This window comes from Streptomyces sp. MBT65 (assembly GCF_016612545.1).
In the GTDB taxonomy this organism is placed as follows: domain Bacteria; phylum Actinomycetota; class Actinomycetes; order Streptomycetales; family Streptomycetaceae; genus Streptomyces.
Window position 1 is genome coordinate 36,390 of record NZ_JAENRY010000010.1, and the last position, 22,057, is coordinate 58,446.

17 protein-coding genes are annotated in these 22,057 nt (G+C 70.6%); 4 read left to right on the top strand and 13 right to left on the bottom strand.

Annotated features, from left to right (window positions below; genetic code table 11):
* Positions 1-132: 132 nt before the first annotated feature.
* Both JHN63_RS04400 and JHN63_RS04405 read right to left on the bottom strand, forming a co-directional pair.
* The gene (locus tag JHN63_RS04400; RefSeq protein ID WP_200677330.1) at positions 133-813 is read right to left on the bottom strand and encodes a response regulator transcription factor; all 681 of its coding nucleotides are present in this window, start codon (positions 811-813) and stop codon (positions 133-135) included.
* Positions 810-2,000, bottom strand: coding sequence for a sensor histidine kinase (locus tag JHN63_RS04405; RefSeq protein ID WP_200677331.1), 1,191 nt, complete (start codon positions 1,998-2,000; stop codon positions 810-812). Before JHN63_RS04405 ends, JHN63_RS04400 begins: the two co-directional genes overlap by 4 nt.
* 147 nt (positions 2,001-2,147) lie before the next feature.
* On the opposite strand from JHN63_RS04405, the gene JHN63_RS04410 reads away from it, so the two are divergent.
* The gene (locus JHN63_RS04410; protein WP_234476127.1) at positions 2,148-3,752 is read left to right on the top strand and encodes a multicopper oxidase family protein; all 1,605 of its coding nucleotides are present in this window, start codon (positions 2,148-2,150) and stop codon (positions 3,750-3,752) included.
* A 14-nt stretch (positions 3,753-3,766) separates the two neighbouring features.
* On the opposite strand, the gene JHN63_RS04415 is transcribed toward JHN63_RS04410, so the two are convergent.
* From JHN63_RS04415 to rutA, 3 genes are read right to left on the bottom strand one after another with little or no spacing between them, the layout of a single operon-like run.
* Positions 3,767-4,396, bottom strand: coding sequence for an isochorismatase family protein (locus tag JHN63_RS04415; protein WP_200677332.1), 630 nt, complete (start codon positions 4,394-4,396; stop codon positions 3,767-3,769).
* On the bottom strand, positions 4,393-5,904 hold the full coding sequence (locus JHN63_RS04420) for an MFS transporter (RefSeq protein WP_307781814.1): 1,512 nt from the start codon (positions 5,902-5,904) through the stop codon (positions 4,393-4,395). The genes JHN63_RS04415 and JHN63_RS04420 overlap by 4 nt, the downstream gene beginning before the upstream one ends.
* 31 nt (positions 5,905-5,935) lie before the next feature.
* Positions 5,936-7,009: a pyrimidine utilization protein A gene (gene rutA / locus JHN63_RS04425; RefSeq protein ID WP_200677333.1), complete on the bottom strand. Its 1,074-nt coding sequence runs from the start codon at positions 7,007-7,009 to the stop codon at positions 5,936-5,938.
* Between the two features lie 260 nt (positions 7,010-7,269).
* Here rutA and JHN63_RS04430 point away from each other — a divergent pair, with 260 nt between their 5' ends.
* Complete coding sequence (locus JHN63_RS04430) at positions 7,270-10,206, top strand: SpoIIE family protein phosphatase (RefSeq protein WP_200677334.1); 2,937 nt, start codon at positions 7,270-7,272, stop codon at positions 10,204-10,206.
* Positions 10,207-10,244: 38 nt separating this feature from the next.
* On the opposite strand, the gene JHN63_RS52405 is transcribed toward JHN63_RS04430, so the two are convergent.
* The 7 genes from JHN63_RS52405 to JHN63_RS04465 form a co-directional block, all read right to left on the bottom strand.
* Positions 10,245-10,895 (bottom strand): DUF6518 family protein, encoded by a 651-nt coding sequence (locus tag JHN63_RS52405; protein ID WP_234476128.1) that lies wholly within the window; start codon positions 10,893-10,895, stop codon positions 10,245-10,247.
* A 14-nt stretch (positions 10,896-10,909) separates the two neighbouring features.
* Entirely contained in the window at positions 10,910-11,080 is a 171-nt protein-coding gene (locus JHN63_RS04440) for a hypothetical protein (RefSeq protein ID WP_200677335.1), read from the bottom strand.
* 55 nt (positions 11,081-11,135) lie between these two features.
* The gene (locus JHN63_RS04445; protein WP_200677336.1) at positions 11,136-12,905 is read right to left on the bottom strand and encodes an RICIN domain-containing protein; all 1,770 of its coding nucleotides are present in this window, start codon (positions 12,903-12,905) and stop codon (positions 11,136-11,138) included.
* A gap of 168 nt (positions 12,906-13,073) precedes the next feature.
* Complete coding sequence (locus tag JHN63_RS04450; protein ID WP_200677337.1) at positions 13,074-13,895, bottom strand: carbohydrate ABC transporter permease; 822 nt, start codon at positions 13,893-13,895, stop codon at positions 13,074-13,076.
* Complete coding sequence (locus tag JHN63_RS04455; RefSeq protein WP_200677338.1) at positions 13,892-14,875, bottom strand: carbohydrate ABC transporter permease; 984 nt, start codon at positions 14,873-14,875, stop codon at positions 13,892-13,894. The genes JHN63_RS04450 and JHN63_RS04455 overlap by 4 nt, the downstream gene beginning before the upstream one ends.
* 81 nt (positions 14,876-14,956) lie before the next feature.
* The gene (locus JHN63_RS04460) at positions 14,957-16,204 is read right to left on the bottom strand and encodes an extracellular solute-binding protein (RefSeq protein WP_200677339.1); all 1,248 of its coding nucleotides are present in this window, start codon (positions 16,202-16,204) and stop codon (positions 14,957-14,959) included.
* Positions 16,205-16,292: 88 nt separating this feature from the next.
* Entirely contained in the window at positions 16,293-18,269 is a 1,977-nt protein-coding gene (locus JHN63_RS04465) for a glycoside hydrolase family 127 protein (protein WP_200677340.1), read from the bottom strand.
* Between the two features lie 260 nt (positions 18,270-18,529).
* Between JHN63_RS04465 and JHN63_RS04470 the strand changes: the two genes are divergently transcribed.
* Positions 18,530-19,549 carry a LacI family DNA-binding transcriptional regulator gene (locus JHN63_RS04470; protein ID WP_200677341.1) on the top strand — a complete coding sequence of 340 codons (1,020 nt, stop codon included), beginning with the start codon at positions 18,530-18,532 and terminating at the stop codon, positions 19,547-19,549.
* A gap of 108 nt (positions 19,550-19,657) precedes the next feature.
* On the opposite strand, the gene JHN63_RS04475 is transcribed toward JHN63_RS04470, so the two are convergent.
* Positions 19,658-20,686, bottom strand: coding sequence for a LacI family DNA-binding transcriptional regulator (locus JHN63_RS04475; protein WP_200677342.1), 1,029 nt, complete (start codon positions 20,684-20,686; stop codon positions 19,658-19,660).
* A gap of 333 nt (positions 20,687-21,019) precedes the next feature.
* On the opposite strand from JHN63_RS04475, the gene JHN63_RS04480 reads away from it, so the two are divergent.
* On the top strand, positions 21,020-22,039 hold the full coding sequence (locus JHN63_RS04480) for a sugar ABC transporter substrate-binding protein (protein ID WP_200677343.1): 1,020 nt from the start codon (positions 21,020-21,022) through the stop codon (positions 22,037-22,039).
* Positions 22,040-22,057 lie beyond the last annotated feature (18 nt).

The window sequence follows — 22,057 nt, forward strand, 5'->3', positions numbered from 1 at the left end:
CCCGCTCGGGGCCCTGTCACGCGCCGTTCCGCTGAGCGGACCCGCCTTCGCGCTCTTCCAGGTGCGTGGCCCGACTCCAGGTGACGTTCCGTCAATTTCCCTCGCGGGCAGCGGTGTTGAGCGACTTCACCGTCACAGCACAGGAAGATCGCCAGGGTTCACCAAGCCGCTCCGGAAGGCGAGGACGACGAGTTGGGCGCGGTCGCGGGCGCCCAGTTTCATCATCGCCCGGTTGATGTGGGTCTTCGCGGTGAGCGGAGAGACGTACAGCCGCTCCCCTATCTCGTCGTTGGAGAGCCCGGCGGCGACCAGGGCCATGATCTCGCGCTCCCGCTCGGTGAGGCAGTCGAGTTGGACCGGGCTGGGCAGTGGGCCCGGGTTCGGCTGGGAGAGGAAGCGGGCGATGAGGCCGCGGGTGGCCTTCGGTGACAGCAGGGCGTCGCCTCGGGCGACGACCCGGATGGCCTCCTGGAGGTCGGCCGGTTCGACACTCTTGCTGAGGAACCCGCTCGCGCCGGCGTGCAACGCGCGCAGGACGTTCTCGTCGAGTTCGAAGGTGGTGAGGATCAACACCCGTACGCCTGCGAGGTCTTCGTCGGCGGTGATGAGCCGGGTCGCCTCGATGCCGTCCAGTTCCGGCATCCGGATGTCCATGAGGATCACGTCGGCGCGGGTGCTGCCCGCGAGGTCGACCGCCTCGCGGCCGGTCGTCGCCTCGCCCACCACCTCCAGGTCCGGCGCCCCGCCGACCAGGACGCGGAAACCGGCCCGGATCAGTGTCTGGTCGTCGGCGAGCAGCACGCGGATCGTCACGTGGGGGTGTCCTGTCGGTCGGGTGCCGCGGGAAGGAAGGCGTCGACGGTGAAGCGGCCGTCGTCGCGCGCGGTGCGGACGCTCCCGCCGACCGAACTGACGCGTTCCCGCAGGCCGATGAGTCCGTGGCCGCAGCCGTCGGTGTCCGGTTCCGGGCGGCCGACGGCGTTCTCGACCAGGATCTTGAGGCCCGCCGGAGTGTAGTCGAGCCGCAGCCGGGCCGCCGGTTCGCTGCCGTGCTTGTGGGCGTTGGTCAGGGACTCCTGGACGATGCGGTAGGCGGCGAGGTCGACCACGGAGGGCAGGGGGCGGGCCTCGCCCCGCTGCCGGTGGTCGACCCGCAGTCCGGCCGCGGCCAGCGAGTCCAGCATCGACGCCAGCCGGCTCAGGCCCGGTGGCGGCTCGGTCGTGGAGTCCGTGCCATCGGCGTCCCGGTCCTCGGAGCGCAACACGTCCAGCACGGTAGATAGTTCGGCCAGTACGGTGCGGGCGGCCTGCCGGACGTGGGCCAGTGCCTCCTCCGCGTCGTCGGGCCGCTCGCGCAGCAGGTGGGCGGCGACGCCGACCTGCACGTTGATGACGGCGATGTGGTGCGCGACGACGTCGTGCAGGTCCCGGGCTATCCGCAGCCGCTCCTCCACGACCCGGCGTCGGGCCTCCTCGTCGCGGCTGTGCTCGGCCTGCCGGGCGCGTATCTCGACGGCCTCCAGGTTGGCCAGCCGGATGCGGGTGGCGTCGCCGACGACGACGGCCAGCGTGCCCCACACCACGATCGCGGCGTTCTGCGGGTCCAGCCAGCTCCGGCCGGCGCCGATGACGACCGCGACGTACACGGTCACGACGGTGATCGTGCCCGTCACCGCGGCGGTCCGTCGGTCGGTGCGGGAGGCGACCGTGTAGGTGCAGATCACGTTCGCGGCGAGCAGCGGGCCCACGAGTGCCGCGTGCAGGTTGAACGCCGCGCCGACCACGGTGACCGCCGCGAAGACGGGCAGCGGCCATCTGCGGCGGGCGGCGATCAGCGCGAACGCAAGCGTCCCCGCGAGGAAGTCCTCGGCGCGCAGCGGGCGTCCGGCGCGGACGGCGAGCAGGATCACGGTGACGACCAGCAGGCCGAAGGCGACGTCCACGGCCTGCGGGTGGGACGTGACACGGCCTCGGATGCGGGACAACCGGTAGTCAGCCATGCGCCGCACGGTATCGAACGCCCGTCCGTGTCCACGTCGTCCGGGCGCGGTACGGACCCCGGTGCCGGTGTACCGCGTCCGCGGTATGCCGGATCCACCGCGTCCGGACGACGTGGACGACGGACCGTGTCGCCCATCGTCTCCGCCATGACCGAACCACCTGGACCCGAGCGCCGACGGTTTCTGCGCACCATGGCCGCGCTCACCGGCGCCGTGACACTCGGGACGACGGCCGGCTGCAAGTCCCCGGGCCCGGACGCGGCCGCCTCCGGCGCGGCCGGTGCCGAATTCGGCGGCCGTACGCTCACGTCCGCCGCCGCGTTGCCGAAACCGTTCACCGTCCCCCTTCCGATCCCCCCGGTGAAGCGCCCGTCCCGGAGCACCGCCGACACCGACTACTACGACGTCACCGCGCGGGAAGCGAGCGTGGAGATCCTGCCCGGCCTGCACACGACGATCATGGGCTACGACGGGATCTTCCCCGGGCCGACGATCGCGGCCCGACGCGGCCGCAGGACCGTGCTGCGCTACCGCAACCAGCTCGGCGTGCCGACGGTGGTCCATCTGCACGGCGGGCACACCCCGTCGGAGAGCGACGGTTTCCCGACCGACCTCGTGCTGCCCGCCACCGGCGGCGCGCGCTTCGCGGACCAGGCCGTCGGCGGTACGGCCACCACCGGCACCCGCGACTACACCTATCCGCTCGACCAGCGGGCCGCGACGCTCTGGTACCACGACCACCGGATGGGCTTCACCGGCCCCCAGGTCTGGCGCGGGCTGGCCGGGTTCCTGCTGCTGACCGACGACGAGGAGCAGGCCCTGCCGTTGCCGCGCGGCGACCGTGACGTCCCGCTGATGATCGCGGACCGCGCGTTCGGCGCGGACGGCGCGTTCGACTACCCGGCGATGGACCCCGACTTGACCAGCATGGCGGGTGTCGACGCCGCGCACATGGCGGGCGCGGCCGGTGACGTCGTCCTCGTGAACGGGGCGCCCTGGCCGGAGTTGGAGGTCGACGCGGCCCGCTACCGGTTCCGTCTCCTCAACGCCTCCAACGCGCGCCGCTATGAACTCGCGCTGGACCCGGCGCCCACGGGCGGCCCCTCGTTCACCCAGATCGGCTCGGACCAGGGCCTGTTGGCAGCGCCGCTGCGGCACACCGTCGTCCCGATCGCACCGGCCGAACGGTTCGACGTGGTCGTCGACTTCTCCCGCTACCCGGTCGGCACCCGGGTGACCCTCACCAACAGGGCGGGCCGGGGCGGCACTTCACGGGTGATGCGGTTCGTGGTCGCCCGCAGGGCGACCGACGACAGTCGGATCCCCGCCCGGCTGTCCACCGTCGAGGCCCTGTCGACCGCGTCGGCGACGACCCGGCCGTGGATGTTCCGCAAGGGCAAGGTCACCAACATGGGCGCGAACACGACCGGTTGGGTCATCAACGGCCGCGAGTTCGACCCACGGCGCATCGACGCGGCTCCGCGCCTCGGCGAGGTCGAGATCTGGCGCCTCGCCACCGACGCCTACCACCCCGTGCACATCCATCTCTCGCCGTTCCAGGTGCTCTCCCGCAACGGCGGCCCGCTCGATCCGGGCGACCACGGGTGGAAGGACACCATCGACCTCCGCCCCAAGCAGTACGCCGACATCGCGATCCGCTTCGACGACCACGCCGGCCGCTACCTCCTGCACTGCCACAACCTCGAACACGAGGACATGGCCATGATGGCGACCTTCGAGACCACCCGCTGAGGAACCCCCGGCACTCAGCCGGGCGACCCGAGGTACTCCCGAACCCGCCCCAGTGGCCACACCTCGCCGATCTTGTGCTTGATGTCGAAGAGGTTCGCCGCGTGGACGCCCGGGTCCCGGTCGCCCACCGCCTCCTCGACCACGATCGGTACGAATCCGTGCTGCATGGCGTCCAGGGCGGTGGCACGGACGCAGCCGCTGGTCGACAGTCCGCCGATGAACAGGGTGTCGATGCCGTCGGCCGTGAGGCGGTCGGCCAGTGCGGTGCCGAAGAAGGCGCTGGGGCACTGTTTCGTGACGGTGAGGTCGTGCGGTGCGGGGGCCAGGCCGTCGATGAACTCACCGAACGGGCTGCCCTCGGCGAACACCCGCAGGACGGGCACCTTGCGCAGGAAGAGACCGCCGTCGGCGCCGTCCGCCCGCAGCAGCACCCGCGTGATGATCACCGGGATCCCGGCCCGGCGCGCGTCGGCCAGGAGGAGCCTCATCGCGTCGGCCGCCGGTTCCACCCCGGCGTAGAGCGGGCAGTCCGGGTCGACGTAGGCGCGGGCGGGGTCGACCAGGATGAGGGCCGGGGACGTGCCGGGGGTGAGCCGGCCGTCGAACCCGGCGCGCTCGTAGTCCTCCTGCGGGGAACCGGTCATGGCGATGTCCTTCGTGAAGTGGCGGACTCCGGTGGGGTGTTGACGGTGGCTGCCTCGGCGGTACGGGATGCCCGCAGCGAAGTGGGGAACGCCAGGCAGACGACTCCCCCGACCACGACGATGCCGGTGAGGAGGAACCCGGTGGCGCGGAGGTTGGCGACGAAGCGGTTCAGCTCGCCGGACGCGAGCACGTTCAGGGTGTTCAGTGTTCCGTCGTAGGCGGCCTGTCGGGCCGGTTCGCTCAGGCCCGTCGTGGTGAACGCGAGGGCGAGGGCCGTGCTGAGCAGATAGCCCACGTTCTGTGTGGTGGAGCGCAGGCCGTTGGCCGTTCCGCGTCGGTCGGCCGGCACGCCGAGCATCAGCGCGCTCGTGCTCGGCGTCATGAACAGTCCGGTGCCGGCCCCGACGAGGAAGAGGAAGGGGGCCACTGCCAAGAACGGCACCACCGTCGTCGAGAGTGTCAGCGAGAAGCCCAGCAGTCCGCACGCGGTCACCGCCATGCCCGTTGTCGTGAGCGTGCGCGGGCTGAAGCGGTCGAACAGGGAACCGGCGGCGGCCGAGGTGATCAGCGTGCCGGCCGCGACCGGGGTCACCAGCACCCCCGCCTCCAGGGAGGTGGCTCCGCCCACCGCCTGTTCGTGCAGCGACGCCAGCAGGACGACGGCGTAGCTGCCGACCGCGTTGGCGAGCACGGCCGCGAGCACCAGGGCGATCGCGCGGGTGCGCAGCAGCGCCACGTCGACCAGGGGGTGCGCGCGCCGGGTCTGGACGACGGCGAAGGCCGTGAACAGCGCGAGGGTGGCGGCGCCGCAGACCCACGGCAGCCAGTCTGCGACGGTTGCCGTGACGCCGGGCGTCAGGGTGAGGACGAGCGCGGTCAGCATCGCCGTGGAGAGCAGCGCGCCCGGCAGGTCGAACGGTTCACGGGCTCGGCCGACCCGCGTTCCGCTCGCCGGGACGGCCAGGACCGAGGCGCCGATCGCGACCAGCCCGATCGGCACGCACACGACGAACAGACCGCGCCAGCCGAGCAGTTGGGTCGCCGCGCCGCCGACGACCGGCCCGGCGACCTGGGCCGTCGCGGCGACGGTGACGTTCCAGCCGAGGGCCCGGCCCAGTGTCCGCGCGGGGAACACGTCGGTCAGCAGGGCCGTGTTGTTGGTGATGACGGCGGCGGCACCGACACCCTGCACGAGTCGGGCCGCGATCAGGAACCCCGCCGACGGGGAGAGCGCCGCGAGCCCGGTCCCGGTGGTGAAGACGACGAGCCCGGCGAGATACAGACCGCGGCGGCCGACGATGTCGGCGATCCGGCCGAAGACGAGGATCAGCGCGGTGGCGACCAGCATGTAGCCGAGCATGATCCACTCGGCCTGCCCGGGCGCCGCCCCCAGCTCCCGGGTGATGGTGGGCAGCGCGACGGCGAGTCCGCTCATGTTGAGGAACACGGCCACCACTCCTACGGCGGTGGCCGCGAACACCCGCCACGGACGTCGACCGACGGTCACGACCGCACGCCCTGCTCCTCCCGCGTGGCCCTCACTCCGCCCGCGACCGCGACTTCATCAGCGGCTGGACGCGGGTGCCGAAGTTCTCCAGTCCTTCCAGGAAGTCGTCGAAGACGAGCATGATCCCCTTGGTGCCCTCGACCTCGCCGACCTCGTCGAGCAGCTTCGCGACGGTCTCGTACGAGCCGACCAGGGTGCCCATGTTGAAGTTCACCGCGCCCTCGGGCAGCACGATGGTCCGGGCGGTGGAGGTGTCGTCGGCGGTGGTGTCCGTCGCCGATTCACCGGCCATGTACGCCAGCGCGGCGTGGTCCGCGTTGTCGTGGTAGTCCTGCCACTTCGCCCGCGCGGCCTCGTCGGTCTCGTCGGCGATGACCATGAAGAGGGAGAGCGCGCCGACGTCACGGCCTGTCTCCGCCGCCGCGTCCACGAGCGAGGCCGTGGTGTCCGACAGCCCGAGCGGGGTGTTGACGCCGCTGCCCAGGATGAAGTTGTACTCGGCGTGCTCGGCGGCGAACCGGATGCCCGTGGGGCTCTGCCCGGCCGCGACGATGTCGATGTGCCCGTCCGCCGGGCGCGGGGAGAGCACGCAGTCGTCCATCTCGTAGAACTCGCCCTTGAAGTTGCTGACGCCCTCGCTCCACAGCTCCTTCATCACGGTGACGTACTCGGCGGCGCGCGCGTAGCGGTTGCCGAAGTGTTCGTCGCCGGGCCACAGGCCCATCTGGGAGTACTCGCCGGGTGCCCAGCCGGTGACGATGTTGATGCCGAAGCGGCCGGGGGCGATGGAGTCGATGGTCGTGGCCATGCGCGCGACGATCGCCGGGGGCAGGACGAGGATCGGGGTGGAGGCGTACAGCTTGATCCGCTCCGTGACGGCGGCCAGGCCGGCCATCAGCGTGAACGACTCCAGGTTGTGGTCCCAGAACTCGGTCTCGCCGCCGAACCCCTTGAGTTTGATCATCGACAGCGCGAAGTCGAGCCCGTGCTCCTCGGCCTTCTGCACGATGGCCTTGTTCAGCTCGAAGCTCGGCTGATACTGCGGCGAACTCTTCGATATGAGCCAGCCGTTGTTGCCGATGGGGATGAAGACGCCGATGTCCATGCAGCTCCTCGTTAGGGGTGGGGCGGGGTGAGTCTGACGGGGTGACAACGCGCGGACATGATCAAGGGGTTCCATACCCGCTGACGAGACCCCGTTCCCCCGGATGCCGAGTATTGTCACCCGAGCGGACAGGGGTGGGACTCCGATGCAACTCGGTCTGGAATGCTGCCTGTTGGGAGCCGTGTGCGAGAGCCGGGGGCAAAGGTGTGAGTCCTGCGCAGCACCGCGTTATGTGAGGCGGGAACGGTAAAATTTACGGTATGAACGCACGTCTGGCTCTGCTCGGCACCGTGGACCCCGGCGTCGCCGAGAGCGAGGTCTTCCGGCTGGCACTGCAGCACGCGGTGGGCGAGCTGGGTGCTCTCGGCGGAGCGATTCATCTGCGCGGCCCGATGTCCGCGCTGCGGCTGGTGTCGTCGACCGGTCTGCCACCCGCCCTCACCCGCCCGTGGGAGATCATCGACCAGGAGGGACCGACGGCCCCGGCCAGGGCCCTGCACCAGGGCAGCGGTGTGTGGGTGCCCGTGTCGGCCGCGCCCACGGATCAGGCCCTGGCCTGGCCCGGCACCGGTCTGGCCGCCGTACCGGTGTCGGGTGGGGACCGCAGCATCGGCGCTCTCACGGTCCTGATGGGCGAGCAGGGCGAGCCCACTCCTCAGCAGTGGGGATTCCTCCGCGACCTGGTCGCCTGGACCGAAGAGCGAATGAGCCAGGCACCGCCGCCCACCGGACCCTCCCAGACGGAGCCGGGCGGCGACCGTGACCGGCTCCGGCAGGCACTGAAGGAGGTCAGCGTCGGTTCGTGGGACTGGAACATCAGGACCGGCGATCTGATCTGGGACGAGGCGGCCCTGGAGCTGTACGGCACCAGGCCTGAGGACTACACCGGCAAGATCGAGAACTGGATGCGGATCGTCCACCCCGACGACCTGGCGCCCACGCTGGACGCGGCCGGGCGGGCGATCCGCGACCACGGCGTGTACGAGGCCGAGTACCGGGTGCGGCGCCTGGACGGCACGTACGGCTGGACGCAGGCCCGCGGCCGGGCGACCTACGACGAGCACGGCGAGCCCCACCGGATGATCGGCGTGGGCTGGGAGAGCAACGAGTCCCGCTCCGCCCGGGACGCGCTCAGCCGCGCTTTGCGCCACATGAGCGACGGCTTCCTCGCGGTGGACGAAGCGTGGCGGATCACCTTTGCCAACCTGGAGGCGGAGCGCACGCTGGGCCTCTCTGAGGAGGAGCTGTTCGGGCGCCTCCTGTGGGAGCTGCCCACGGCGCAGGAGGTTCCCGGCCTGGAGGACCGCTGCCGGAAGGCCGCCGCCGAGGAGACGCCCGTCGGCTTCGACGCCCAGTTGGGGGACGCGGGCCGCCGCTATCACCTGCGGCTGGTCCCGGGTCCCGACGGCGTCACGCTCTACCTCACCGACGTCACGGAGAAGCGGCAGCACGAGGAGGAGCGCCGGGCCTCCGAGCTGGCGGTGGCCCGACGCGCGGTGCGGATGGGCGAGTTGACGGCCGCCCTCGCCAAGGCGACGACCTCGCAGGACGTGGTGGCCGCGGTCGCCCGCCGGGTGCTGCCGCCGTTCGCCGCCGCCGGGCTCCTGGTGCAGGCCGTCGAGGGCGACCGGCTGTACACCGTGGGCGCGGACGGCTACCCGGACCACTTCCTGGGCACCGTCGACGGCCGCGCCCGGACGCCTGGTGAGCCGGGCTGGGACGTGATCGCGTCCGGTCAGCCGTTGTTCCTCTCCTCGGTCGAGGAGTACGCCGCCCGCTATCCCGAGCTGGCCGCCAGACCGGAACGGGCGGGGAAAGAGGCGTGGGCGTTCCTTCCGCTGACCGCGTCAGGGAAGACCTTCGGCGTCTGCGTAGTCGCCTTCGAACGCGCCCGTCGGCTCACCGACGAGGAACGCACCCTGCTGTCCACGATCAGCGCCCTCGTCGCCCAGGCCCTGGAGCGGGCCCGGCTCTACGACGCCGAGCACACCCGGTCCCGCGAACTCCAGCGGAGCCTGCTCCCCCGGGCCCTGCCCGAGCTGCCGGCGTGCACCGCGGCCGCCCGCTATCTGCCCGCGGGGCAGGGCATGGACGTGGGCGGCGACTGGTACGACATCATCCCGCTCTCCGGTGGCCAGGTGGCCCTCGTCGTGGGCGACGTCATGGGCCACGGCCTCCCGGAGGCGGCGACGATGGGCCGCCTGCGCACCGCGCTGCACACGCTCGCCGACCTGGAGCTGCCGCCCGACGAGATCATGAGCCACCTGAACGAACTCGTCGCCGGCATGGGCGAGGAGTCGTACGTGACCTGTCTGTACGCGCTCTACGACTCGACGACCCAGATCTGCTCCATCGCGGGGGCCGGGCATCCGCCACCGGCGGTGGTCCATCCGGACGGCACCGTGCACTTCCCTCAGCTGTCGGCCGACCCGCCCCTCGGCGCGGCGGAACCCCCTTTCGAGACAGTCGAGTTGAAGGTGCCCGAGGGCAGTCTCCTCGTGCTGTACACCGACGGTCTGGTGGAGTCGTCGAAGCGCGAGATGGACGAGGGCATGGCGGACCTGGCCCGGCTCCTGCGCTCGGCGCACCGGACCGAGTCCGGCGAGGAGGCGGACCTGGAGGAACTCTGCGACACCCTCACGGCGGGCCTGCTCCCCGCCGAGCAGTCGACGGCCGACGACGCCGCCCTGCTGGTCGCCCGGCTGCACGCCCTCACCAGTGACAACATCGCCTCCTGGCCGCTGCCCGAGGATCCACGGGCAGCCGGTCAGGCCCGCCGTCACGTCCGGGAGCAGTTGCGCACCTGGGGCCTGGAGGAACTGGCCCCGACCACGGAACTCCTGGCCAGCGAGCTGGTCGGCAACGTCGTACGCCACGCCAAGGGCCCGGTCAGCCTGCGCCTCCTGCACGGCGCCGAGCTGATCTGCGAGGTCTTCGACGGCAGCCTGACGATGCCCCGGATCCGCCGCGCCACGGAGACGGACGAGGGCGGTCGCGGACTGCAACTGGTCACCGCCCTCACCCAGCGCTGGGGCACGCGCTACACGCCGACGGGCAAGTGCATCTGGACGGAACAGGCACTGAGCGCTCCCGCGGGTCGGCAGGAACTCCCGGACGACGCCTTGGAGTTGATGTTCCCGAACGTGGAGGACTTCACCGGGAATCTCGACGCGCTGCCTTTCGGGGACGAGGACTGACGTGGTCGACCCTCGCCCGGCACACGGCGGTCACGGGCTCAGGCCGAGAGGGTCTGTAGCGGTAGTTCGACGATCGCGTACGCGAGGAGCGCGCAGGGCACCGCTGCCGCCAGCGTGAGCGCGCGCTCCCGGTGCGTGCGGGCGAGGAGCAGCGGGAGAAGGACGAACACCGTGCCGCAGACCCAGGCCTGCGGCACGTGGTGGAGGACCCGGGCGTACATCAGCCCCTCCATCCCGAAGAGCCCGGCGAACGCGGCCGGTCCGGCGATACGGCTCCACGCGCGCGTACCGTGTCGCCACGCGTGCGCCGCGACCCCGAACAGCGGTCCCGCCACGCACGCCATGCCCAGCCAGACGAGCGGGAAGTACAGGGAACCCATGCCGTCGCGCCCGAACTCGGCATAGCCGTAGTACCCGACGACGAGCCCGACTTCCGCGCACAGCCCGGCTGTTACGGCCCTCAGCACCGCGCCCCGCCCGGCGAGCAGCGCTCCGGCGACGAACGCGGCGGCCGACCAGACGGCGCCCGAGTTGGCGAGCTGGTTCCAGGCTCCCGGGAGCCATCCCTGGGCGAGGTTGGTGAGCACGCCGAACAGCAGCCCGCCGACGGTCGCCACCGTCGCGGCGGCCCCCGCACCGAGACTCCCGCCCTCTTCCGCCAGGTCGTCCGGGATCACCGTCGCCGCCATGCCACCCTCCACGGTCACGCTCGCTCGTGCCGCACCACGTGTGCGTCGCGACGGACTATACACACCACGTATACGTGCGGTGTATAGCCGCCGCTCCGGGCGACCCGGTGCCAGGCGAACAGTTCACGGAGGGCGACCGTGCAGACGGCCGGCTGGACGGCCGGGATCATGGCGTCGAACCACATGCCCACGGTCCCGCGCTCGCCATGGACGGCGAGCGCGGGACCTTTGCCGGTCGGCTCAGCGAGCGGTGAGCTTCCACAGGTGGTCGGCGGTGCCGTTGTCGGACCACTGGAGGACCTGGGCGCCGGAGGTGGTGCTCATCTGGTCGACGCCGAGCAGGAGCCCGCTGTTGTAGTTGGCGATCTTGGCGTAGCCGTCGCGGGCCGGGATGACCTGCCAGAGGTGGTCGGCGGTGCCGTTGTCTCCCCAGATCAGGGCGGTGCCACCGTCGCTGGTACCCGCGTTGGTGATGCCGAGCAGCAGGCCGCTCTTCTGGTTGACGATCTTGTAGAGGCCCTGGCCCGCGGCCACGAGGGTCCAGTTCTGGTCGGTGCCGGTGGTGGACGTGGCCTGGACGACCGAAGTGCCTTGTGCGGTGGCCGCGTTGAGGGTGTCCAGGGCGAGGCCGCTGTTCTTGTTGGTGATCTGGTAGCGCCCGGCCAGGGACGTCGAGGTACCGCTGGGGGTGATCGTCAGGTGGTAGCCGTCGGCGGCGTTCATCGTGACCGGCACGGTGATGGAGCCGTTCGAGACGGCGTAGTCCGCGTCGGAGACGGTGATCGGGCCCGGGGAGGCGGTGGTGCGGCCCGTGTCGGGGCTGTACTCCAGCTTCACGTGGACGGTGCTGCCGTAGGCCGACAGCGAGGAGAGCCCGTTGACCGTGACGGCGCAGGAGCCGGTGCAGCCGCCGGCGATGACGCTGATCTGGTTGCCCGCGCCGTTGAGGGAGGCGAGACCGTCGATGCCGGTCTGCGCGGGCGGTGTGGTGGTGAGCATGTTCCCGGACATGGCGCCGTACCACTTGTACGTCCAGTAGGAGCCGTTGGGCGAGCCGCCGGTGTCGGTCAGGGTGTCGCCGAGGGTGCCGTAGTGGTTCCAGAAGGCCAGCTCGGCGTCGCGGACGCCCGCGCGCTCGAACTTGGCGGCGTAGCCGATGAGGGCACCGGAGTCGCCCATTTCGGTGGGCGTGCCGTACTCCTCGATATCGATCGGACGCGGGCTGATACCGAGGCTGCTCTCCAGCGAGCGGTAGGCCGCGACATGGGCGGCGATGCCGGAGCTGCCCTGGAGCTCGTGCCAGGCGATGACATCGGGGACCGTGCCGCTGGCCTTGGCGTCGGTGAGGAAGGTGGTCATCCAGGACTGGTTCCACACCGAGTAGCTCGGACCCTGGATCGGGGTGGTGGTGTCCTTGGTGCGGACCTCCTTGAACGTGCGGGCCCAACCGGCGTCGAATGCACCGGCGTTGGTGGTGTCCCAGGTCCAGTCCGGCTCGTTCCACAGCGCGTACGCGCTGATGTTGGTGGCACTGGATGCCTTCACCGCGGCGACCTGCTGGTCGACCGCCGACAGCCAGTTGCTCCAACTCACCCACTGGTAGGGGAAGTTCGGGTACCAGTCCGGCATCCGTACGACGACCTTGGCACCCGCTGCCGCGGCCTTCGGGGCGACGACCAGGGCGTCGCCCGCGGGGGCGGGCTCTCCGTTGGGGAGCTGGCTGCCGCCGGGCGCCATCTGGACGAACGTGTTGGGCTTCAGGGCCTGTACGAGGCTGTCGGTGGGGGTGCTCGCACTGGCGAGGCCGTAGAGGCTGCCCGTGCCGACGTGGGTGACGGAGCGCAAGGTCTGCGCGGCGTTGACGACCAGGGTGGTGGACGACGTGGGGCTCGCCTGGGCGGGTGCGCCCGTCAGGGCGAGGGCGGTGGCGGCCAGGGCGGCGGCCGTCACGGCGGCGCCGACGCGGCCGAGGGGCGCTCTGGAACGGTGACGGTGGCTCAGGTACGACATCAGCGGCTCTCCTGAGGAGGGAGGGGGACTTCCAGGTGCGGTGAGGAGTCGGCTCGGGGAGCGGCCGACCGATTGCGTGGGGTCACAGTCCTGCGTGGGGCGTGAACGGGGCCACGGCGGAGCGCGGGCCCGCCCGACCGGCGGGCCCGGGACGGTCTGCACCGTGGATCAGTCCTTGACCGCGCCGGCGGTGACGCCCGCGGCCACATAGCGCTGGGCGAGGACCAGGAGGACGGCGGCCGGGATCGACGCGACGACGGCGGTGGCCATGATCGCGTTCCACTCCTGGTTGTTGTTCCCGATGTACTTGTAGATGCCGAGCGTGATGGGCCGCCAACTGCCGCCGCCGTCCAGGGTGTTGGCGAAGACGAAGTCGGACCAGGCCCACAGGAAGCTGAACAGCGACACGGTGACCACCGCGTTGCGGCTGACCGGCAGCACCACGGACCGGAAGGTGCGCCAGGTGCCGGCGCCGTCGATGCGGGCCGCGGAGATCAGTTCGCCGGGGATGCCCGACATGAACGCGGTGAAGATCATCACGCCGAACGGCACGGCGATGGTGGAGTCCGCGACGATCAGCCCCCACCAGGAGTTGAGCAGGCCGTAGTCGAGGAAGATGCCGTAGAAGCCCATCGCCATGACGATGCCCGGGATCATCTGGGCGACCAGCAGGGCGAGTCCGAGGCTTCCACCGCCGAGGGGGCGCAGTTTGGCCAGGGCGAAGCCGGCCGGGGCGGCGAGGACCAGCGTGAGGGCGACCGTGCCCAGGCCGATGAGCAGGCTGGTGCCGAGGTAGGGCAACTGGTCGTTCAGGACGGCACGGTAGCCCTCGAAGGTGGGGTGCAGGGGCAGCAGGTCGGGCGGGGACTTGCGCATGTCCTGCTGCGGGGTGAGGGACACGTTGATCATCCAGTACACCGGGAACAGCATCACGGCGGTCAGCAGGACACCGATGACGGTGTAACGGCGCTTTCCCGTACGGGACTTCATGCTTCCTGCCTCCTCTGGACGCGGATGTAGAGCAGGCCGAAGACGAGCGCGATGAGGATGAGGATGTTGCCGACGGCCGCGCCGGGGCCGAACTTCGGCAGCAGCGTGCCGAAGCCGAGCTGGTACGACCAGGTCGCGAGGGTGGACGACGCGTCGCCCGGACCGCCCTTGGTCATGATCCAGATCAGGTCGAACACCTTGAGCGTGTAGACCAGCCCGAGGAGCAGGGTGATCGCCGACACCGGGCGGAGCAGCGGGAAGGTGATCCGGCGGAACTGCTGCCAGGCACCGGCCCCGTCCAGGGACGCCGCCTCGTACAGCTCACCGGGGATGTTCTGGAGTCCGCTGTAGAGGATGACGAGGTTGAACGGGATGCCGATCCAGATGTTCGCGATGACGACCGAGGTCAGCGCCCAGTCCGGCGAGTTGAGCCAGTCCACCGGGGACACGCCCACGAAGTGCAGGGCGTAGTTGATGACACCGGACTCGCTGTTGAACATCCACGACCAGGTCGACGCCGACACGATCAGCGGCAGCAGCCAGGGGATCAGGAACAGGGCGCGCAGGGTCCCGGCGAGCCGGAAGTGCCGGTTGAAGAAGACGGCGAGGGCGAGCCCGGCCACGTACTGGAACGCGATCGACGCGAAGGTGAAGATCACGGTGTGGCGCATGGCCGGGCCGAACGTGGGGTCGTCCAGGACGGTCCTGAAGTTGTCGAGGCCGGAGAAGGGCGCGTCCCCCTGCACGAACGACCGGACGGTGTAGTCGCGCAGGCTCAGATCGAGGTTGCGGTAGAGCGGATAGAGGTAGAAGGCGGCGAGGTAGACGACCAGCGGGGCGATGAAGGCCAGCGCGGTGAGCCGGCTGCTACGGCGCTGTCGGCGCCGCAGGTCCGACGCGTCCGTCCGATGTCCGGTGCCGGTCGCCCCGGACCTGGCCGGGGACCGCTGCGAGCGGCGGTCGACGCGGGCGATGGTCATGCGTACTCCTGGATGCGGGTGGCGTGTTCGGACGGACGCGATGGCGACGCGCTTTCCGGAGGGGTGCGGGAGTCGGAGGTGTCAGCCCTTGCTCGCGGCCGTCTGAGCGGAGTCGAGGGCCGCCTGCGGGCTCTTGCCGCCCGACAGGGCGTTCTGCACGGCGGTCCACAACGGCTGGGAGATCGTCGGGTACTTGGTGCCCAGACCGTCGCTGGTGCGGCCGCGCGCCGCCGCCACCGCGCCGACCCACGGCTTCAACTCCGGGTTCTGCTTGACCTGTTGGGCCTGCACCTCGGCGGTGGGTGCCACGTACGTCAGGGTCGTGTCGGTGGCCAGCAGGTTCGTGGAGTTCGTCAGACAGGTGACGATCTTCTTGCTGACGTCGTAGCGGGAGGAGTCCTTCTGCACGGGGACGGTGACGAACTCGCCGCCGGTCGGCACCGGCGCCGAACCGCCGTTCTGCCCGGGGATGTTGACGATGCCGTAGGCGAAGCCGGCCTTGTCCGCGTTGCCGAGCTGCCAGGTGCCGTTCTCGCTGAACGCGTAGTCGCCGGTGGCGAACTCCTGCCAGCTGGTGGTCTGGGTGTTCTGGAGGACGTCCTTCGGCGCGTATCCCGCGTCGACCCACTGCTTCCACAGCGACAGCGCGGCCACGCCCTTGGCCGAGTCGAGCTTGGTCAGCTCGCCGCCCGCGCCCCAGAACCAGGGCAGGAACTGGAAGCTGCCCTCCTCCGTGTTGATCGCGGAGAAGGTGATGCCCTTCTTGCCCGCGGACTTGACCTTCTTCAGTGCCGCCGTGAGCGAGGCCCAGTCCTTGATGGACGCGGGGTCGACGTGGGCCGCGGTCAGGATCTTCTTGTTGTAGTAGAGCGCGAGGGTGTTGGCGCCGATCGGCACTCCGTAGGAGGCGTTGTCGATGACGCCGGCGCCGAGGATGTTCTTCTGGATCGACGACGTGTCGAGGCCGAGTTCGCTGGTCTTGTTGAGGATGCCCGCCTCGACGAGCGTGGAGACGACCGGGTTGTCCACCAGCATGACGTCGGGGGCGTTGCCCTGCTGGGCGGCGAGCAGCGCCTTGTTGCCCAGGTCCGTGGTGTCCATGCTGGTGCGCTTGACCTTCACCCCGGCGTCGGTGCCGCACTTGGTGACGAGCTTGCCCCACGCCGAGGACGCGTCGAACTGCGGGTACGGGTCCCAGAAGTTGTACGTCCCGCCGGTCTTCCCGGAACCGGAGGCGGAGGAGTCGGAACCGCCACCGCAGGCGGCGACAGCGGTGAGCGCGCCGACGGCGGCGATGGCGGTGAGGAGGGTGCGGCGGGTGTTTCTCACGGTGACCTCGTTGTCTTGGTGCGGCTCGTAGGAAGGGGAGTGCGGGGGGAGGGTGAGAAGCGGGGGGAAGGTGGTGGCTGTGGAGGGCTCAGGAGGTGGGCAGCCAGACGCGCATGCTGCCGTCCTGGCGGTTGGCCCACGCGTAGTAGGGAATGGCGGTGAGTTCGACCGGCGCACCGTCTGATTCCGGTGCCTCGCTCTCGGCGGAGGTGTACGGCCACCAGCCCGCGTCGGGGATGCGGCGCCGCCGGCCGACTGCCGTCACCGTGGTCACCCCGCCCAGCAGGTCGGGACGGTGCCGCACGGTGAGCGGACCGGTGCGGTCCAGGACGATGTCGTCCAGTCCGCCGCCGGGGTTGTCCACCTGCTCCAGGCAGTAGACGAGCGGCCCTCGCTCGATCGCCGCGCAACCGCGCACGGCGTCCACGCGGGGGTCGGCCGCGGTCAGGCGCGGCGCGAGGGCGAGTTCGAGGACGACCCGGTCGCCGGGGGCCCAGGTGCGCTCGAGCCGTAGCCAGCCGTCGGCCACGGGGGCGTCGGTCTGGTCGTACTCCGTGTCCCCGCACCGCACCCGGTACTCGGCGCACCACTGCGGGACGCGCAGCGAGAGGGTCCAGGGGCGGTCGGCCGGGGTCTCCTCGACGGTCAGGCCGATCGCGCCCTGCCACGGGTACTCGGTCTCGACGCGCACCGCGACCGAGGTGCCGTCGAGGTCGCCCGTGTAGCGACCGGCGGTGTACTGGTGGATCTGGAGGCCCCCGGGGTCGCTGGTGGCGAGGTAGTGCTCCAGCGAGGCCAGCAGCCGCATCACGTTCGGCGGGCAGCAGGCGCAGCGGAACCAGCGGGTGCGGCGGGCGGACTGGTCGCCGCCGGGGTCGGTGTGGCCGTCGCGGACCTGGAGCGGGTTGACGTACAGCCAGCTCTCGCCGTCCAGGGACACTCCGGCCAGGAAGCCGTTGTACAGGGTGCGTTCGATCAGGTCGGAGTAGCGGGCCTCGCCGGTGAGCAGGGCCATCCGCCAGCTCCACTGGACGGAGGCGATGGCCGCACAAGTCTCGCAGTACGCACGCTCGTTGGGGAGTTCGTACGGGTCGCCGAAGTCCTCCTCGTCGTGATGGGCGCCGAGGCCGCCGGTGAGATGGGTCTTGGTCGAGGTCATCGCCCGCCACAACCTCTCCCCCACCGACCGGAGTTCGGCGTCCCCGGTCTCGGTCGCGAGATCGGCGGCGGCCGCCAGCAGGTACAACTGCCGTACGGCGTGGCCTTCCACGGTGTCCGCCTCGCGCAGCGGCACCCGGTCCTGGCAGTACGCCTCGCCGCCCAGCAGACCGTGGCCGAAACGGTCGACGAAGTAGCCGGCCAGCTCGAGGTAGCGGCGCTCGCCGGTCTCCCGGTACAGCTCCACCAGGGCGGTCTCGACCTCGGGGTGGCCGTCGATGCCGTCGATCTCCTTGCCGCTGCCGGGGAGGCCGAAGACGGAGTCGATGTGGTCAGCGAACTTCCTTGCCACGTCCAGGAGTTGGGGACGGCCGGTGGCCCGGTGGTGGGCGACGGCCGCCTGGATGAGATGACCGGCGCAGTACAGCTCGTGACCCCAGCGCAGGTCCTTGTACCGCTCGCCGCCCTTGAGCAGTTGGAACCAGGTGTTGAGGTAGCCGTCGGGCTGCTGCGCGTCGGCGACGAGGGCGACGATGCGCTCGACCTCGGTCTCCAGCCCGGCCGATGGCTCCTGGGCCAGCTGCCAGGACGCGGCCTCCAGCCACTTGTAGACGTCCGTGTCCACGAACGGGTACGCGCCCCGGAACTCGCCCTCGACCGCGCCCGCCGCCAGCCTCAGGTTGTGCAGATTGCCCGCGGACTCCAGCAGTTCGGGGCCCTGCGGGAGCGAGATCCGCGCGTTCACCTCGCGGCGGATGCTCCAGAAGCCGGCGCGTACCTCGACCGCGGCAGGCGCGAGTGCGGCCTTGGCGCCCGGTCCGAGGCGGACCGGGCCTGGGAGAGTGTCTGCCGCTTCGGACGGGGCCGGGGCCGAGGAGGAAAGCGCGGTGGAACGTGGGCGGGGCATGGCTCTCCGAAGAGGTAGGTGGGAAGCGAGTCGGGAAGCCGGCGCGCGACGAGCGTCAGGGCGTCCCTGAGATCGGACGAGCGTTGCTCCGTCTCTCGAACCCGCTGAGGAAAACGTTTTTCTGCCCGGAAAGGTAGGAACGGGTCCGAGTGCGCGTCAAGAGGTGCGACAAACAATTTCTCTGCTGGGTCGGGTCTGGCCAGCCGCCGCGAACGATGCCAGGATGCAGCTGACGACGTCATCTAGGAAAAGGATTGCGCGTGACCGCCGTTCCAGATCTTCCGCCCACCGGGCGGGCGAAGCTCACCGACGTGGCAAGACTGGCCGGTGTCAGTGTCGGGACAGCCTCAAAGGCGCTGAACGGCAGTGGCAGCATGCGCCCGGAGACCCGGCAACGGGTCCTGGACGCCGTCGAAGAACTGGACTTCCGGCCCAACCAGCAGGCGCAGAGCCTGCACACCGGCCGCAGTTGGACCGTCGGGCTGATGACGACCGACGGCATCGGCCGCTTCAGTACACCCGTCCTCCTCGGGGCCGAGGACGCGCTCGGCGCCGGAAAGATCTCCGTGCTGCTGTGCGACACCCGCGGCGACGCCATCCGCGAGCAGCACCACCTGAGCAATCTCATGGGGCGCCGGGTGGACGGCATCATCGTGACCGGCCGAAGGACCGATCCGCGCCCGCCGCTGAAAGGCGTCGAGCCGATACCGACGGTCTACGCGCTCTCGCCGTCCACCGACCCGGAGGACATCTCCGTCGTGTCGGACGACCGGAGCGGAGCCCAGCTGGCCGTCGAGCACCTGCTGGCCACCGGCCGCACCCGCATCGCGCACATCACCGGCCCGGCCCACCACGCGGCCGCCCGCGACCGGGCCCACCACACCCTCGAACTGCTCAAGCGCTCCGCCGCGGAACTCGCCACGGGCCGCGTCCACTTCGGGGAGTGGAGCGAGGCCTGGGGCCGCCGCGCCGCCGACGCGGTACTGCGCACGGCACCCGACACCGAGGCCTTCTTCTGCGGCAACGACCAGATCGCACGCGGTGTCACGGACGCGCTGCGTGAACGCGGGGTGAGCGTGCCCGCCGACATCGCCGTGGTCGGCTACGACAACTGGGACGTCATGGCCCTGGCCTCGCGGCCGCCCCTCACCACGATCGACACGAACCTGGCCGAGGTCGGCCGGCAGGCAGCCCTGCTGCTGCTGGAAGCCATCGGCTCCAAGCCGGCGCCCGGCCTGCACACCGTTCCCTGCCGTCTCGTCGTCCGCGAATCCACCTGAGCCGTTGAGGACGGGTCGGGGACGGCCGAGCACGTCGGGATGCCCCATCCCTCCCCCTGAGCAGGGTGTTGCAGGAATCCGCAGCATCCGCCCTCGACACCGGCCCGATCAGCGCGGCTCGGCCATGGTGCGGCGGACGACGAGGTGCGGAGCGAGGACGACCTCCCGGGGCTCGGTACGGCCCTGGTCGAGGCGTTCCACGGCGGCGGCCACCGCGTAGCGCGCCTGTTCCTCCGCTCCCTGGCTGACCGTGGTCAGGTCGAAGCAGCTCAGGCGGGAGAGCCTGTCGTCGTCGTATCCCGCGACGGACACCTCGCCGGGGACGGAGACACCCGCGCGGGCGAGACCGGCCAGGACACCGATCGCGCTCTGGTCGTTGAACGCGACCACGGCGGTGGGCAGTTCGCCCGCGTCGAGGAGGTGGCGGGCGGCGCGCTCGCCGGCCGCCTCGGTGTTGTCACCGCGCAGCACGCTGATGTGCGCGTCCAGTCCGTGGCGCCGCATGGCCGTGCGGTAGCCGCGACGCCGGTCGGTGGCGATCACACCCTTGCCGCCGTCGACGTACGTGATCGCGCGGTGCCCGAGCGCCACCAGCCGGTCGACTATCTGCCCCACGCCGTCGTCGTCCGCGGTGCGCACCACGTCCAGCTCCCCGTCCTCGATACGCCGGCCCACGACGATGACGGGGGCCTTGCCGTCGAGCGCGGCGAGCGTGTCGACGGGGGCGGTCGGGCCGAGCAGGATCAGCGCCTCGCTGCGGAAGGCCAGCAGCGTCTCGACGGCCGTGCGCTCGTCGCGGGTACGGGTCTGGGTGCTCAGGACGAGGTCGTAACCGACCTCCTCGGCGGCCGAGTGCAGATGCTCGACCAGGTCCGCGTGGAAGGGGCTGTGGATGTCGACCATGACACCGAGCATCCGGGTGCGCCTGCTGGCCAGCAGGCTGGCGGTGCGGTCCACCTGGTAGCCGAGGTCCGCGGCGGCCTTCAGGACACGTTGCCGTGTGCGTTCACTGGGGCCCGCCACACCGCGCAGCACGAGGGAGACGGACGCGGTGGACACACCTACGCGTGCCGCCACGTCCTCCAGTCGTGGGCGCTTCTTCGCGGCCGCCCGGCGATGTTCCGCCCCGTCCTCCACCTGCGCCTCCCGGCCGCAATCTTCTCGCGCAACGCCCTTGACACGCTCTCGAAACGAGTCGATAGTACCAGGAATTAAAGCGCTTTAAATTGTCCTGATGTTCCGACGAAGACCGTTGGCGCGTCGCCCGCGATCGGCGGGGACACCCGCTCACCGTCGACGCCGCCCACAAGGCGGACAAGCGGTCACGGCCGACGCGTTCGGCCGCCACGGCTCCCTGTGAGCCACTCCGATCCTCCAAACCGAATCCCCGACCCTGGCCCTGGCCCATCAAGCAGCCGCGGACCTACCGCCCTGCTACCTCTTTCAGTCGCACAGCGAGGTGCACGAACCATGAGCCGTACATCCCTCCCCCGCTCCCGCAGAGTCCTCCCTGTCGTGGCCGCCGCCACCGTGGCCGCCCTCGCCCTCGCGGGCTGCTCCAGCAGCTCCGGCGGCAAGAAGTCCGACGAGTCCGCGGGCAACGTCTCCGCGGGCAAGGCGACCACTCCGCGTATGACGATCGCGATGGTCACCCACGCGCCCTCCGGCGACACCTTCTGGGACACCATCCGCAAGGGCGCGCAGGCAGCCGCAGCCAAGGACAACGTCCGGCTCATCTACTCCAACGACGAGACGGCCGCCGATCAGGCCAACCTGGTGCAGAACGCGATCGACCAGAAGGTCGACGGCATCGCGGTCACCCTCGCCAAGCCCGACGCCATGAAGGCCGTCGTCGCCAAGGCCGAGCAGGCCGGCATCCCCGTCGTGGGCTTCAACGCCGGGCTGAGCGAGTGGAAGAAGCAGGGCCTGCTGTCCTTCTTCGGGCAGGACGAGGCCGTCTCGGGTCAGGCACTCGGCACCAAGCTCAACTCCACCGGCGTCAAGCACACGTTGTGCGTGATCCAGGCCCAGGGCGACATCAACCTCGAACAGCGCTGCGCCGGCGTGAAGAAGACGTTCAGCGGCAAGACCGACATCCTCTACGTCAACGGCACGGACATGCCGTCGGTGAAGTCGACGATCACGGCCAAGCTCACCCAGGACAAGACCATCGACGACGTGGTCACGCTCGGCGCCCCGTTCGCCCTCACCGCCGTGCAGTCCGTGTCCGACGCGGGCAGCAAGGCGAAGGTCGCCACGTTCGACCTCAACAAGGACCTCATCTCCGCCATCGAGAAGGGCACGATCCAGTTCGCGGTCGACCAGCAGCCTTACCTTCAGGGCTACTTGGCGGTCGACTCGCTGTGGCTCTACAAGAACAACGGCAACTACAGCGGCGGTGGTGAAGCCCCCGTGCTCACCGGTCCCGCCTTCGTCGACAAGACCAACGTGAACACCGTCGCCGAGTTCGCCGCGAAGGGCACTCGGTGATGAGTATGACCCAGCATG